This is a genomic window from Klebsiella sp. K-Nf6, assembly GCF_002806655.1.
GTDB lineage: Bacteria > Pseudomonadota > Gammaproteobacteria > Enterobacterales > Enterobacteriaceae > Klebsiella > Klebsiella variicola.
The window spans coordinates 62,274-77,227 of record NZ_PIBN01000018.1 but is presented as its reverse complement, the minus strand read 5'-3'; the positions used below and the strand labels follow the sequence as shown (position 1 = coordinate 77,227).

The window sequence follows — 14,954 nt, the reverse complement described above, 5'->3', positions numbered from 1 at the left end:
TTTAAATCCTTATACTAAAAACGAACCAGCGCGGAACCCCAGGTGAAACCGCCACCAAAGGCTTCCAGCAAAATCAGCTGACCGCGTTGAATGCGGCCATCGCGGACAGCCTCATCCAGCGCGCAAGGAACTGACGCCGCGGAGGTGTTGCCATGGCGGTCAAGCGTCACGACGACGTTATCCATCGACATGCCCAGTTTCTTCGCTGTCGCGCTAATGATACGCAGGTTAGCCTGATGCGGCACCAGCCAGTCCAGCGCCGAGCGCTCAAGATTGTTGGCTGCCAGCGTCTCGTCAACGATATGCGCCAGTTCGGTGACCGCTACTTTAAAGACTTCATTGCCGGCCATCGTCAGATAGATCGGGTTTTCCGGATCGACGCGATCAGCGTTCGGCAGGGTCAGCAGTTCACCATAGCTACCGTCGGCATGCAGGTGCGTCGAGATAATGCCTGGCTCTTCAGACGCGCCCAGCACCACGGCGCCGGCGCCGTCGCCGAAAATAATAATCGTTCCGCGATCGGCCGGGTCACAGGTGCGCGCCAGCACATCGGCCCCCACCACCAGCGCATAATCCACCGCGCCGTTTTTCACGTACTGATCGGCGACGCTCAGCGCATAGGTGAAACCGGCGCAGGCGGCGGCGACGTCAAACGCCGGACAGCCCTTGACGCCCAGCATAGACTGAATCTGGCATGCCGAACTCGGAAACGCATGCGTGCCGGAGGTGGTCGCAACGATAATCAGACCAATTTGCTCCGCGGACACGCCCGCCATCGCCAGCGCCTGCTTTGCGGCTTCAAAGCCCATCGTAGCAACTGTTTCATGCGCTGCGGCAATACGACGCTCACGGATACCTGTGCGGGTGACAATCCACTCGTCAGAGGTCTCTACCATTTTTTCCAGGTCGGCGTTTGTACGCACTTGCTCGGGCAGATAGCTGCCGGTACCAATAATCTTCGTATACATGTACGCTCAGTCACTCTTGGGTAATATACCCGCCTCTTTCAACCTGCCGCGGCGTCAATCGTGGCCATTCGTCCCGCTTTGCTGTCGGGAGTTCACGTCACTGTCGCTTTCCGGCAGCGCGAAACCAGCTGGGTATAAAGATTCCAGGCGCGCGGCGATCCGTTGAGGAATTTGCCGCTGCACCGCCTGCACTGCCTGCTCTATCGCGACGCTAAAGGCGCGTTGATTGGCAGCACCATGACTCTTGATCACGGAACCGCGCAATCCTAACAGACAGGCGCCATTATACTGGTCGGGGTTGAGGTGACTGAATCGCCTCGCCAGGCTTTTTTGTAACCAACGTTTTAATAACAGCAGCCACCACGACCGTTTTTTGCCCTCTCCCTGAGATTTCAGCAGCGAAAGGAACATTCTGACAACACCTTCCATGGTTTTTAATGTGACGTTGCCCGTGAATCCATCACAAACCAGCACATCGGTTTTTCCGGTCAACAATTCATTGGCTTCAAGATAGCCGATGTAGTTGAGGGAAGGCAGCGTTTTCAGCACTGCGGCAGCATCGCGAATGCTGCTGAGGCCTTTCATCTCTTCTTCGCCGATATTCAGCAAGGCGACGCGCGGGTTGGTAATGCCAACCACTTCCTCCGCCAGCACCGCGCCCATGACGGCGAACTGCACCAGCATCGTGCTGTCGCAATCGACGTTGGCGCCGAGATCCAGCACCACGGTTTTGCCCTTCTGCTGGTGCGGCAGAACCGTCACCAGCGCCGGCCGCTCAATACCTTCGATCGGTTTGAGCAGCAGTTTCGCCAGCCCCATCAGCGCGCCGGTGTTGCCGGCGCTGACGCAGGCTTCCGCCCGCCCTTCTTTCACAAGCTCCAGCGCCACGCGCATTGAGCTTCCGCGACTGCTGCGGATAGCCTGTGCGGGTCGCGCATCACTGGCAATAACTGACTGCGCAGGAATAACCTGCAGACGCGAACGTTGTTCAAAGTCAGCTTTGGCGAGTAATGGCGTGATGGCGTCGGGGTCGCCGACTAAAAGAAGTGTGAGTTGCGAATTAGAGTTCAGTGCCTGCAGTGCTGCAGGCACCGTCACGGATGGGCCAAAATCGCCCCCCATGACATCTAACGCCAGGGTTAGACGTGTCAAGGTATCGTCGCTGCCCGGTTCGGTGATTCCCCAGTTGCCCGGGGAGTCCTCACTAAGCTTCATCACGCTGGCACTCGCGAATATTCACGCTGCAGACGCAACAATTCGGGCATTGATGCCCCTGGTGACCGGGTTAACCGAGTTTCCAGGGACGCACACGCCCGCCATGGCCTGCAACGGGAAATCCTGCGAGTATCGCGTGATTACTTAGCGATAACCTTGCGACCGCGGTAGAAACCGTCGGCAGTGATGTGGTGACGCAGGTGTTTCTCACCAGAAGTTTTGTCTACAGACAGGCTGGTGACTGCGGTCAGCGCGTCATGGGAACGACGCATGCCACGTTTGGAACGGGTTGGTTTATTCTGTTGTACGGCCATGGACCTTACTCCTCAATTACTTACGCTTTAAGCTGGCTAATACGGCAAATGGATTTGGTTTTTGTGCCTCTTCAGGCAATTCGCCAAAGACCATGTCCGCGTCGGACACTTCACAGTGTTCAGAATCATGCACCGGAACTACGGGCAGGGAGAGGATAATTTCATCCTCGACCATTGCCTGCAGGTCGATTTCACCGAATTCGTTAACCTCAATCGGCTCATACGCTTCCGGTAGTGCTTCGGCCTGTTCGTCATTTCTGACGGGGCTAAAACAATACGTGGTGTGGACGTGATGAGGGAACGGTTTCCCGCAACGCTGGCATTCGAGGGTTACCGTCACCTTTGCATCGCCAGTGATGACGGCGAGACGCTGGTTATCGATAGCGAACGACATGCTGCATTCCACATCGCTGTCCACGCTGACTACAGAATCGGCTACACGTTCAACCTGATCGCGGGCATAGATGCCTTCGTAATCAAGGCGTTTTTGAGCCGTGCGGACCGGATCAAGAGTCAGGGGTAATTTTACCTTTTGCATAGGGCGCGCATATTAACTTTGTAATGTCATAGAGTCAAAGAAAAAGGCAGCCTCAGGTTGCCTTTTGCCATTTATTCGCACACATTGCGGCGCATAGTTTAAGATGATGCTCTGCGAAGCGCTATATGTGGATGAAAAAATATGTCTGAACTTATCCTCGCGTCAACCTCTCCCTGGCGGCGCATGCTGCTGGAAAAACTGGGCTTACCGTTTGAATGTGCCGCGCCTGACGTTGACGAAACGCCGCTGCCGGAAGAATCCGCGCGTCAGCTTGTCACCCGGCTGGCACAAGCCAAAGCGCAAAGCCTGGCCACCCGCTACCCGCACCACCTTATTATAGGCTCCGATCAGGTTTGCGTATTAGATGGTGAGATCACCGGCAAACCGCACACCGAGGAAAAAGCCCGCCAGCAGTTGAGAAAGGCCAGCGGGACCATCGTCACCTTTTATACCGGTCTGGCGCTATACAACTCCGCCAGCGGCCATCTGCAAACCGAATGCGAGCCCTTTGACGTTCACTTTCGCCATCTCAGCGATAAAGAGATTGAAGGCTACGTCCGCAAAGAGAACCCGCTGCAATGCGCCGGGAGTTTCAAGAGTGAGGGGTTAGGAATTACGCTATTTGAAAGGCTGGAAGGCCGCGACCCGAATACCCTGGTCGGTTTACCCTTAATTGCGCTGTGTCAGATGCTGCGCCGAGAGAATAACAATCCGCTGTTAGACTAAAGGAAAAAAACGGCGGAACTGATTCCGCCGTTATGCTTATTTGCTTTTACGTAGCACCTGTAAACAGTGCTTCAGCTGGTTATCCAGCGGCGCTTCAACGCGCATCACCTCCCCGCTGCCCGGGTGGGTAAACTTCAGCGCCGCCGCGTGCAGGAACAGACGGTTTAAGCCGGTAGCGGACAGCTGCTTGTCGAACTCGCGGTCGCCATAGCGATCGTCAAAAGCGATAGGATGGCCGGCATACTGGGTATGAACGCGGATCTGATGCGTGCGCCCGGTGACCGGGCTGCAGCGCACCAGCGTGGCGAATTCGTAACGCTCTTCCACTTTAAAGCGCGTCTCCGACGGTTTGCCTTCCTGACTCACGCGAACGATACGCTCTCCGCTCTGCAGAATGTTCTTCAACAGCGGGGCCTGCACCACTTTGGTATGCGACTGCCACTGACCGCGCACCAGCGCCAGGTAATCTTTCTGCATGCCTTTATCGCGCAGTTGCTCGTGCAGCGAACGCAGCGCTGAGCGTTTTTTTGCCACCAGCAGCACGCCGGAGGTATCGCGGTCGAGACGATGCACCAGCTCAAGGAAACGAGCCTCCGGGCGCAGGGCGCGCAGCCCTTCAATCACGCCAAAGCTCAGGCCGCTGCCGCCATGTACCGCAGTACCGGAAGGTTTGTTGAGCACCAGAATATGGTCGTCTTCATAGAGGATCACTTCAGAGAGCGCCGCTACTTTCTGCAGATGTGGCGATACCGCCTCTTCTTCACGCTCTGCCACGCGCACCGGCGGGATACGGACTTCATCGCCCGCTTCCAGCTTATACTCCGGCTTCACACGCTTTTTGTTTACCCGCACCTCGCCTTTACGCAGGATGCGATAAATCATGCTCTTCGGTACGCCTTTCAATTGGGTACGCAAAAAGTTGTCGATACGTTGCCCCGCTTCATCAGCAGCGATGGCAATCATTTTTACGGTTGGGGTCTCAGTTTTCATGGTGCGCGATTCTAAATAGCCGGACGCATTAGCGCCACTCATTTTTATATGCTTATATTTATCATTATCCTGTTTTCACGGTTTACCTGTCCGCCATTTTGTTTGTTATTAGAACAATCTGTATGGGCAGGTGATAAAACTGTGAGTAACCGGGTGATAAAAGGTGAAAGTCAACTTGCTATAACAAGGTTAGCAATGGAATAATGAGACCGTTTTCCGTATTGCATCTTGTTAGAACAAGACATTAGCGGAATGACCAATTTTGTCTGACCGATCGCCCACGCAGCAATGGCGTAAGACGTTGTGATCTTTCAGACAGTTAGCGGGCTGCGGGTTGCAGTCCTTACCGGTACAGGCTCTATGGATTTCAAGTCGCAGGAAGGCGTCAACTCCGGGACTCCCGGGAGCTCATCTGGATCCTTTGATCGAGGTGAGCAGGTTAAGCCACCATGCCTGCAACGCGAAAGACGACGAGTATAAATGGAATATTCTCTGGTGATACATCCCAGGCTGTTCCCCTGAATAATTGCGCTGTGTTTCCGTTTGAAACACAGGCGACCGACACTCTGCGCCTCTTAAGCGCGCGACAACCGTGAGGTTGGCGACGTGAACCAGACACGAGGCCATCGGTTTTCCCCCGGAAAGGCATTACTCTGCCCGCAGCTTAGTCGTCAATGTAAGAATAATGAGTAAGTTACGATGAAAAGAATGTTAATCAACGCAACTCAGCAGGAAGAGTTGCGCGTCGCCCTTGTTGATGGGCAGCGCCTGTACGACCTGGATATCGAAAGCCCCGGGCACGAACAGAAAAAAGCGAACATCTACAAAGGCAAAATCACCCGCATTGAACCTAGCCTTGAAGCCGCGTTTGTCGATTACGGCGCTGAGCGTCATGGTTTCCTCCCCCTCAAAGAAATCGCCCGCGAATACTTCCCCGCTAACTACAATGCGCACGGTCGTCCTAATATCAAAGACGTGCTGCGTGAAGGTCAGGAAGTTATCGTGCAGATTGATAAAGAGGAACGCGGCAACAAAGGCGCTGCGCTCACCACCTTTATCAGCCTGGCAGGCAGCTATCTGGTCCTGATGCCGAACAACCCGCGCGCGGGGGGAATTTCCCGCCGTATCGAGGGTGACGATCGTACCGAACTGAAAGAAGCGCTGGCGAGCCTGGAGCTTCCGGATGGCATGGGCCTTATCGTTCGCACCGCTGGCGTCGGCAAATCTGCCGAAGCCCTGCAGTGGGACCTGAGCTTCCGTCTGAAACACTGGGAAGCGATTCAGAAAGCCGCGGAAAGCCGTCCGGCGCCGTTCCTGATCCACCAGGAAAGCAACGTGATTGTCCGCGCCTTCCGCGACTATCTGCGCCAGGACATCGGCGAAATCCTGATCGATAACCCGAAAGTGCTCGAGCTGGCGCGCCAGCATATCGCCGCGCTGGGTCGCCCGGATTTCAGCAGCAAAATCAAACTGTACACCGGTGAAATCCCGCTGTTCAGCCATTACCAGATCGAATCGCAAATTGAGTCCGCCTTCCAGCGTGAAGTGCGCCTGCCTTCCGGCGGGTCAATCGTTATCGATAGCACCGAAGCGCTGACCGCGATCGATATCAACTCCGCCCGCGCCACCCGCGGCGGCGATATCGAAGAGACGGCCTTCAATACCAACCTCGAAGCGGCTGACGAGATTGCCCGCCAGCTCCGTCTGCGCGACCTTGGCGGCTTGATCGTTATCGACTTCATCGATATGACCCCGGTTCGCCACCAGCGCGCAGTGGAAAACCGTCTGCGTGAAGCCGTCCGTCAGGACCGCGCGCGCATTCAGATCAGCCATATTTCGCGCTTCGGCCTGCTGGAGATGTCTCGCCAGCGCCTGAGCCCGTCGCTGGGCGAGTCCAGCCATCACGTCTGCCCGCGCTGCTCCGGCACCGGTACCGTGCGTGATAACGAATCGCTGTCGCTCTCTATTCTGCGTCTGATTGAAGAAGAAGCGCTGAAAGAGAACACCAAAGAAGTCCACGCTATCGTTCCGGTACCGATCGCCTCTTATCTGCTGAACGAGAAACGTGCCGCAGTGAGCGCTATCGAATCCCGTCAGGGTGATGTCCGCGTCATTATCGTGCCAAACGACGAAATGCAAACGCCGCACTACTCCGTCCTGCGCGTGCGCAAAGGTGAAGAGACCTCAACGCTGAGCTATCTGCTGCCGAAGCTGCATGAAGAAGAGATGGCGCTGCCTGGTGACGAAGAGCCGGCAGAGCGTAAACGCCCTGAACAGCCTGCACTGGCCACCTTTGTGATGCCTGACGCACCGCCAGCACCGATGCTGGAAGAGCCTGTTGCCGCCCCTGTCGTCGTCGCAGCGACACCGGCCGTGGCCGCTGCACCGGCGCAGCCAGGACTGCTCTCGCGCTTCTTCAGCGCACTGAAAAATATCTTCTCTGGCACCGAAGAAGAAGCCAAACCTGCTGAAGTTCAGGTCGAGAAGAAAGCGGAAGAAAAACCGGAGCGTCAGCAGGAGCGCCGTAAACCGCGGAGCAACAACCGCCGCGATCGCAACGACCGCAACGATCGCCGTGATAACCGCGACAATCGTGATAACCGCGACAATCGTGACAATCGTGATAACCGCGACAATCGTGACAACCGCGATAACCGTGACAATCGCGACGCCCGTGCGGACAATGCCGAGGGCCGCGAGCCGCGTGAATCGCGTGAAGAAAACCGTCGCAACCGTCGCGAGAAGCAGCCGCAAAACGCAGAAGCGCGTGACGTTCGTCAGACCGTCGGCGATGATGCGGACAAGACCAAATCCCGTGACGAGCAGCAGCCGCGCCGTGAACGCTCCCGCCGCCGCAATGACGACAAACGTCAGGCGCAGCAGGAAACCAAAGCGCAAACGCGTGAAGAGCCGGAAGTGCAGGAGACTGAGCAGGAAGAGCGTGTGCAAACTCTGCCGCGTCGTAAACCGCGTCAGCTTTCCCAGAAAGTGCGCTTTGAGTCTACCGTCGCTGAGCAAACTGCCGAGATCGCGCCTGAGGCCGTTGTGGCTGAAGTCGCCGCCCCGCGCAGCGAGCCGGTGAACGCCGAACTGCCAGCGGTAGTGGAAAGCGTGGTGGACCACGACGAAAACGGCGAATCCCGTGAAGCTAACGGCATGCCGCGCCGCTCACGTCGTTCCCCGCGTCATCTGCGCGTCAGTGGGCAGCGTCGTCGTCGCTATCGTGATGAACGCTATCCGACCCAGTCGCCAATGCCGCTGACCGTCGCCTGCGCCTCGCCGGAGATGGCTTCCGGTAAAGTCTGGATCCGCTACCCGGTCGTTCGTCCGCAGGACCAACTGCCGGAAGAGGTTCAGGTTCCGGTTCAGGACACCAGCGCCATTGAAGCCGTCGAAGCTGTAGCGGCGCCGGTTGCCGTGGTTGAACCCGTCACTGCCGCGCCGGTTACCGTCGAACCAGCTACCATGGAGCCGGTTACCGCTGAGCCGGTGGTCGTCGAACCCGTCGTCGCCGCCGAGCCGGTGATCGTTGATACTCCGGAAGTTGTCGAGCCAGCAGCTGTCGAGCCAGTCCCGGCCGAAGCGCCAGCTGTCGAAGCGCCTCAGGCCATTGCGTCAGTGACGATCGACGCCGAGCCGGTCACGGTTGAACCTGAAGTGGTGGAAACGGCGTCTGTCGTTGAAGCGCCAGTAGAAACCATTGCGCCGGCTGCAGAAACCGAGGTGGAAGCACCGGTGACCGAAGCCGCCCCTACGGCCCCTGTCGAACCGGTCAAAGCTGAAACGCCGGTAAGTCAACCTTTGGTTGTGGCTGGCGATCGCCATGCTACCGCGCCGATGACCCGTGCGCCTGCTCCGGACTATGTCCCGGAAGCGCCGCGCCACAGCACCTGGGTGCGCCCGCCGTTCGCTTTTGAAGGTAAAGGCGCCGCCGGTGGTCATAGTGCGACCCATAAAGCCACCGCAGAACCGACCCGCCCACAGCCCGTCGAGTAAGCGTGCTTAATAAAAAAACCGGCCTCTGGCCGGTTTTTTTATGCGCTTTGCGGACGCTGCATCCCGGCCAGATCCGGCATGATCTCCCGCATCAGGTCAAGGAACTTACGCAAGCGTGTCGGATAATAGCGCGCCCAGGGATAAACCAGATGAACCGGCAGCGAGGCGGGGCGCCACTGCGGGAACAGCTCAATCAGCCGTCCGGCGGCAATATCCTCCACGACCGTCCAGCTGGACACCATCGCCACCCCCAGCCCCGCCAGCGCGGTATTTCGCGCGACGTACAGGCTGTCAGTGCTCAGGCAGGGGGTGATGGCCGTCGAGACGATTTGCCCACTTTCCAGATGCCGGAGCCGTACCTCATGCTGATAAAAGGTATTAATGGCGATCCACGGCAGGCCGGATAGCGCCTCCAGCGAGGTTAACGGCGGGTACTTCGCCAGGAGTTCAGGGGAGGCCACCACACAGCGCGGCACTTCCGCCAGCAACACGGATACCGTGGCTGGATCCACCTCCGCGCCAACGCGGATGGCGCAGTCGATATTATCGCTGAGAAAGTCGACGGTATTATCATTCAGCATCCACTCGACCGACAGTTGCGGATAACGCTGCAGAAATGCGACCAGCGGCGCCAACAGCTGTTGCTGACCAAAAGCATGGGGCGCCCGTACCCGCAGCACCCCCACGGGCTGATCGTCGGCAATACGCAGGTCATCCTCCAGCGCCAGCCAGGCGTCCACGACCTGACGGGCATGGCGATAACAGCGTTCGCCATCGTCAGTGAGCTTCATCGCATGGGTCGTGCGCAGGATCAACTTCACCCCCAGCAGTCCTTCAAGGGACTGCAGGCGGCGGCTGACGGTCGCCTGGGTGGTATCCATCTGCCCCGCGGCGGCGGAGAGTGAGCCGGCCTCTATAATACGAATATAGGTGCGCATCAGCTCAATGCGGTCTATACGCTCCTGTCTTTTCATTTTTCTTTTGCCTATACGTGCTACGTATAACCGTTTTACCACCAGCCCGGCTACCGCGCCAGCTGCATTCAGGGAAAAATAGCGCCATCGCATCTATGAGGTACTGATCATGACACCGACTTCCCTTTCCACCCGCGACGCAGGTTGGATTATCTTCATTCTCGCGCTCGGCGCCGGCTTTAGCGTTGCCTCTATCTATTATGCGCAGCCGCTGCTGCCGCTGATGGGCGCTAATCTCCACCTGTCGGTAGAAGGAATGGGGCTGGTCCCTACCCTGACGCAGGCTGGCTACGCGCTCGGCATTCTGTTCCTGCTCCCGCTCGGCGACCGTCACGATCGCCGCCGGCTGATCCTGCTGAAGAGCGCAATGCTGGCGATCCTGCTGTTCCTGTGCAGCCTTACCGGCCAGCTCACCTCACTGCTGGTGGCCAGTCTGCTGATCGGCATGGCGGCCACCATGGCGCAGGATATCGTTCCTGCGGCGGCGATCCTCGCCCCGGCAGGTAAGCAGGGAAAAATGGTGGGCACGGTGATGACCGGACTGCTGCTGGGGATCCTGCTCTCCAGGACAGTCAGCGGTGTAGTGGGCGCCGTATTCGGCTGGCGGGTGATGTATCAGGCGGCTGCAGTCAGCGTTGCGCTGATTGGCCTGGTGATGTGGCGGGTCCTGCCACGCTTCGCCATTCACTCGACGCTGAGCTATCCGCAGCTGATGGCCTCAATGGCCCATCTGTGGCAGCGCTATCCGGCGTTACGCCGCGCCGCGCTGGCTCAGGGGGCGCTCTCTGTCGCCTTCAGCGCTTTCTGGTCGACGCTGGCGGTGATGCTCTCAGAACACTATCACATGGGGAGCGCAGTAGCGGGTGGCTTTGGTATCGCCGGTGCCGCCGGGGCGCTGGCGGCACCACTGGCGGGCGGACTGGCCGATAAGTTTGGCGCCGGCAAAGTGACTCAGATGGGCGCAGCGCTGGTCACCCTCTCCTTCGCCCTGATGTTTATGCTGCCGCTGCTCCCTCTGCACGGCCAGCTGGCGCTGATTGCTCTCTCGGCTATTGGCTTCGATCTCGGCCTGCAGTCAAGTCTGGTGGCGCATCAGAACCTGGTTTACAGCCTGGAGCCGCAGGCCCGTGGCCGCCTTAACGCCCTGCTGTTCACCGTCGTTTTTATTGGGATGTCGCTGGGGTCAGTGCTGGGCAGCAAGCTGTACGTGCTGGCCGGCTGGAACGGAGTGGTCACGCTGGCCGTCGTCAGCGGGGCAATCGCCCTGGCGATCCGCCTGCTGGAGAATGCGCGCATCATCGCAGCCGAACGCCGCACATCATAAAAAAACCCGCTTCGCCTGAGGCGAAGCGGGTTTCCTCTTACCCTCGCAATGGCTTACGCTGTGCGACGGGCAAACTCTTTTACGCGGAAACCCAACACCAGCAGCGTGGCGAAATAAGCCACCACTCCGGCGACCACCACCACCAGCAGGCGCATCAGACGGAACGGCATCGTCCCCTGAGACCACTCCGGCATGAGATGCATGACGCCCAGCAGCGCGGCGGCCATCACCACCACCGCCGCGATCAAGCGCAACAGGAAGGCTAGCCAGCCGGGCTGTGGAGTGAAAATTTTCTGTTTACGCAGTTGCCAGTACAGCAGCGCGGCATTGAGACAAGCCGCCAGGCCGATGGACAGCGACAAACCCGCATGCTTGAGTGGGCCGATAAACGCCAGGTTCATCACCTGGGTCATAATCAGGGTGACAATGGCAATCTTGACCGGCGTTTTGATGTTCTGACGAGAATAGAAGCCAGGCGCCAGTACTTTCACCACGATAAGACCCATCAACCCCACGGAATAGGCCACCAGCGCACGCTGGGTCATCGCCGCATCAAAGGCGCTGAATTTACCGTACTGGAACAGGGCCACGGTCAGCGGCTTGGCGAGGATCCCCAGCGCCACCGCGCTCGGCAACGCCAGCAGGAAGCAAAGTCGCAGCCCCCAGTCCATCAGGCGGCAATACTCGTCATGGTTACCGCTGGCGAAGCTTTTCGACAATGACGGCAGCAGAATGGTGCCGAGCGCCACGCCCAGGACACCTGACGGAAACTCCATCAGACGGTCGGCATAGTACATCCACGACACCGACCCCGACACGAGAAACGAAGCGAAGATGGTATTGATGATAAGGGAGATCTGGCTCACCGACACGCCAAGGATTGCCGGCCCCATCTGCTTCACAACCCGCATTGCACCAGCATCTTTCAAATTAATTCTGGGCAGAACCAGCATGCCAATCTTCTTCAGATGCGGCAGCTGATAGGCCAGCTGCAGCACGCCGCCGACCGTCACCGCCCAGGCCAGCGCCAGCACCGGCGGATGGAAGTACGGCGCGGCAAACAGCGCAAAGCCAATCATGCTGACGTTGAGGAATGTCGGTGCAAAGGCCGGCACCGAGAAGCGGTTCCAGGTATTGAGGATAGCGCCCACCAGTGAAGCCAGGGAGATCAGCAAAATATAGGGGAAGGTAATGCGCAGCAGCTGGGTGGTCAGCGCAAATTTATCGGCGGTATCGGCAAATCCGGGCGCTGTAATGGTGATCACCCACGGCGCCGCCAGCATCCCGATAACGGTGACGATCGCCAGGGCCAGGGTCAGCAATCCGGAGACGTAAGAGACAAATACCCGGGTGGCATCTTCGCCCTGTTTGCTTTTATATTCGGCAAGGATCGGTACAAATGCCTGCGAGAAGGCGCCTTCGGCAAAAATACGCCGCAGCAGATTAGGCAGCTTGAAGGCGACAAAAAAGGCATCGGTCGCCATCCCGGCGCCAAAAATGCGCGCGACAATCGCATCGCGGGCAAAGCCCAGCACGCGCGAAAACATGGTCATCGAACTGACGGCCGCCAGTGATTTTAAAAGATTCATTACGTTATTATTCCAAACCCTGGAGTAAAACGCCCGCAAATGCGGGCGCTGGAAAGTGGCGATAGTCTACCGGGTTCAATATGAATTACTACAGTCAGTTGTTACAACGGATTATTCGCTGATGGCGTCACGCCAGAGCTTATCGACCACCCGCTGAGCCAGCAGCGCCTGTTCGCCTGCGGTTTCCGGAACCGTCTGATTTTGCACGCATTCGATGAAATGACGCGCACAGCCGACAAAACCGCGCTGCTCGAGCGTGGTTTGCCAGCCTGCCACCGGGCGCTGGACCACGCCAAGACCACACTCCTCCTGCCACTCGCGCATCTCGCTCACCGCATATAACCCGCCATCGGTGACCGCCTGCACCCACTCACGCTGGCTTCCGGCACGGCGGTGCATGCTGGTGGTGACCTGCAGCCTGGATGAACTGAACAGGTGTTCGGCATAGAGCATTTCGCCCTGCGGGGTGATCTGCAGCGCGCCGCCGCGCAGGCGCGCCTGGCCGTCAGCCAGCCACAACGCGGTATCTACCACATGCAGATAATCATCGAGAAGGGTAAAGCGCAGATCGTTGCCTACGCTATCGCTACGGTGCTTATCCATTCGCAGCGAGGCCGCCTCGCCCAGCCGCCCCTTCAGTTCACGATAGAGTGGTGCAAAGCGGCGATTGAAACCGACCATCAGCGTCAGATGACGCCGGGCAGCCAGCTCGACCAGCGCTTCCGCCTCGCTCAGTTTGTCCGCCAGCGGTTTATCCACACAAACATGAACCCCGGCATTCAGCAAGTGATTCACCACTTCATGATGTGAAGCCGTCGACGTATGGACAAAGACCGCATCACACTGCGCCGCCAGGGCATCCAGCGAATCAGCATACGGGATCCGCCAGGTTTCGCAGATGCGCAATGCCTTCTCTTTTCCTGGCGACCAGGCCGCCTGCAGCGTCCAGCTTTCCGCAGCGCCTAACACCGGCAACCACGCTTTCTGCGCGATGCCCCCTAAGCCAACCACCCCAATGCGCAGTCTTGTCCCCACGTTTAGTCCCCCAGATGGTGTAACAGCGAGTCAAGGCGCGCTTTCAACTCTGCCACCTCGCCTTCCAGTGCTTCAACCCGGGCGCGCAGATCGTCATCGTCTTCCAGCGGCGAGAGTGCTTCCACCGTGGTGATCAGCGTGTCCATGTCATCGCAAAACAGATGCATATAGCGGCTTTCCCGTTTCCCCGGCTCCCGGGGCAGACGAGCGACAAAGGGGCCATCTTCGCGTGTCGCCAGCCCTTCCAGCACGCTTTCCACTTCCGCCATATCGCTGAACTCATGCATCCGCTGCGCCCGGCTGCGTAATTCACCCGGCGTCTGGGCGCCGCGCAGCAGCAGCGTCGTCACCACCGCCACCTCGCCGGCGTTGAGTTTCAGATCGCCAAATTCGGAGTTGCAAAAACGCTGCTCATATTTGGTGACCCGATTGCCAAACCCGCTGACCGTGCGCAGATAGTGGCGCTTCACCAGGGTATCCAGCAGCGTCTGGACCTCGCCTTCGCTCAGCGACATCACAGGCTCGCGGTTGGTTTTCTGATTGCAGGCGGTCACCACGGCGTTCACCGACAGCGGGTACTGCTCGGGCGTGGTGACCTGCTTTTCCAGCAGACAGCCAATGACGCGCGCTTCGTGCGCGGTTAACTGATATTTCATCCTCTCTCCTTAGCGCCCTGCTGACCAGTCCGGCGTCGTTAGCGCCGTCAGTACATGGTCACGCCACTGCCCGTCAATCAGAAGATAATCTTTGGCGTAACCCTCTTTTTCGAACCCCAACCGTGCCAGCAATGCGCCGCTGCGCTGATTATGCGGCATATAGTTGGCCATAATGCGATGAATATGCTGCGTGCGCTGCATATAGCGAATCGCGGCGGTCAGCGCTTCAAACATCAGCCCCTGCCCTTGCCACTTTTCGCCAATGGAGTAGCCGAGATAACAGGCATGGAATGATCCGCGAACCACGTTGGAGAAATTCGCCACGCCAACGATCTCTTTTTCCTCCGCATCGAGCAGCGCGAAATAAAAGGCTGACCCCTGCTTATGAAACTCGCCGATCATCGACAGGCGCGCCTGCCACCCGGAGGGGTAGCAGTGGCTGTCGTCACGTACCGGCTCCCAGGGTTTTAAGAATACTTTATTCTCGGCGTAATAATCGGCCAGACGCCAGGCGTCACGATCGTGGACCAGGCGCACCACCAGCCGGTCCGTCGTCAAACGCACCTTCGGCACGTTACTGCGATAGCCAAACATTTCCTTTTCAGTCCCCCTGACTTCAATCTTGCTCT

The 14,954-nt window shown here is 58.3% G+C and carries 13 protein-coding genes and 1 pseudogene; 4 read left to right on the top strand and 10 right to left on the bottom strand.

Translation table 11 applies throughout. The annotated features are described in order from the left end of the window. Positions 1-14: 14 nt before the first annotated feature. From CWM61_RS23635 to yceD, 4 genes are all read right to left on the bottom strand, one after another. Positions 15-968: a beta-ketoacyl-ACP synthase III gene (locus CWM61_RS23635; RefSeq protein WP_002899288.1), complete on the bottom strand. Its 954-nt coding sequence runs from the start codon at positions 966-968 to the stop codon at positions 15-17. Positions 969-1,022: 54 nt separating this feature from the next. Continuing rightward, a complete protein-coding gene (plsX, locus tag CWM61_RS23630) occupies positions 1,023-2,120 on the bottom strand; it encodes a phosphate acyltransferase PlsX (RefSeq protein ID WP_206052723.1) in 1,098 nt (365 codons plus the stop codon). Positions 2,121-2,323: 203 nt separating this feature from the next. Beyond that, positions 2,324-2,497, bottom strand: a complete 174-nt coding sequence (gene rpmF / locus CWM61_RS23625; RefSeq protein WP_000290724.1) for a 50S ribosomal protein L32 — start codon at positions 2,495-2,497, stop codon at positions 2,324-2,326. 16 nt (positions 2,498-2,513) lie between these two features. Then, entirely contained in the window at positions 2,514-3,035 is a 522-nt protein-coding gene (yceD, locus tag CWM61_RS23620; RefSeq protein WP_008805983.1) for a 23S rRNA accumulation protein YceD, read from the bottom strand. A 141-nt stretch (positions 3,036-3,176) separates the two neighbouring features. Between yceD and CWM61_RS23615 the strand changes: the two genes are divergently transcribed. Next, the gene (locus tag CWM61_RS23615) at positions 3,177-3,761 is read left to right on the top strand and encodes a Maf family protein (protein WP_074386334.1); all 585 of its coding nucleotides are present in this window, start codon (positions 3,177-3,179) and stop codon (positions 3,759-3,761) included. A 36-nt stretch (positions 3,762-3,797) separates the two neighbouring features. On the opposite strand, the gene rluC is transcribed toward CWM61_RS23615, so the two are convergent. Then, positions 3,798-4,751 carry a 23S rRNA pseudouridine(955/2504/2580) synthase RluC gene (gene rluC / locus CWM61_RS23610; RefSeq protein ID WP_074386607.1) on the bottom strand — a complete coding sequence of 318 codons (954 nt, stop codon included), beginning with the start codon at positions 4,749-4,751 and terminating at the stop codon, positions 3,798-3,800. A gap of 699 nt (positions 4,752-5,450) precedes the next feature. Between rluC and rne the strand changes: the two are divergent. After that, positions 5,451-8,445, top strand: a pseudogene (gene rne / locus CWM61_RS23600) (ribonuclease E). Positions 8,446-8,588: 143 nt separating this feature from the next. Beyond that, positions 8,589-8,747, top strand: coding sequence for a hypothetical protein (locus CWM61_RS29980; protein WP_207779821.1), 159 nt, complete (start codon positions 8,589-8,591; stop codon positions 8,745-8,747). Positions 8,748-8,785: 38 nt separating this feature from the next. Here the strand turns inward: CWM61_RS29980 and CWM61_RS23595 are convergent, their stop codons facing one another. Continuing rightward, positions 8,786-9,814 (bottom strand): LysR family transcriptional regulator, encoded by a 1,029-nt coding sequence (locus CWM61_RS23595; RefSeq protein ID WP_165785016.1) that lies wholly within the window; start codon positions 9,812-9,814, stop codon positions 8,786-8,788. 16 nt (positions 9,815-9,830) lie between these two features. Here CWM61_RS23595 and CWM61_RS23590 point away from each other — a divergent pair, with 16 nt between their 5' ends. Continuing rightward, the gene (locus CWM61_RS23590) at positions 9,831-11,045 is read left to right on the top strand and encodes an MFS transporter (RefSeq protein ID WP_074386337.1); all 1,215 of its coding nucleotides are present in this window, start codon (positions 9,831-9,833) and stop codon (positions 11,043-11,045) included. A gap of 53 nt (positions 11,046-11,098) precedes the next feature. Here the strand turns inward: CWM61_RS23590 and murJ are convergent, their stop codons facing one another. From murJ to rimJ, 4 genes are all read right to left on the bottom strand, one after another. Continuing rightward, the gene (gene murJ, locus CWM61_RS23585) at positions 11,099-12,634 is read right to left on the bottom strand and encodes a murein biosynthesis integral membrane protein MurJ (RefSeq protein ID WP_061155086.1); all 1,536 of its coding nucleotides are present in this window, start codon (positions 12,632-12,634) and stop codon (positions 11,099-11,101) included. Between the two features lie 111 nt (positions 12,635-12,745). Then, positions 12,746-13,657 (bottom strand): Gfo/Idh/MocA family protein, encoded by a 912-nt coding sequence (locus CWM61_RS23580; RefSeq protein ID WP_165785302.1) that lies wholly within the window; start codon positions 13,655-13,657, stop codon positions 12,746-12,748. Between the two features lie 14 nt (positions 13,658-13,671). Further along, positions 13,672-14,325, bottom strand: coding sequence for a YceH family protein (locus CWM61_RS23575; RefSeq protein WP_074386340.1), 654 nt, complete (start codon positions 14,323-14,325; stop codon positions 13,672-13,674). Positions 14,326-14,334: 9 nt separating this feature from the next. After that, positions 14,335-14,919 carry a ribosomal protein S5-alanine N-acetyltransferase gene (rimJ, locus tag CWM61_RS23570; RefSeq protein WP_008805973.1) on the bottom strand — a complete coding sequence of 195 codons (585 nt, stop codon included), beginning with the start codon at positions 14,917-14,919 and terminating at the stop codon, positions 14,335-14,337. Positions 14,920-14,954 lie beyond the last annotated feature (35 nt).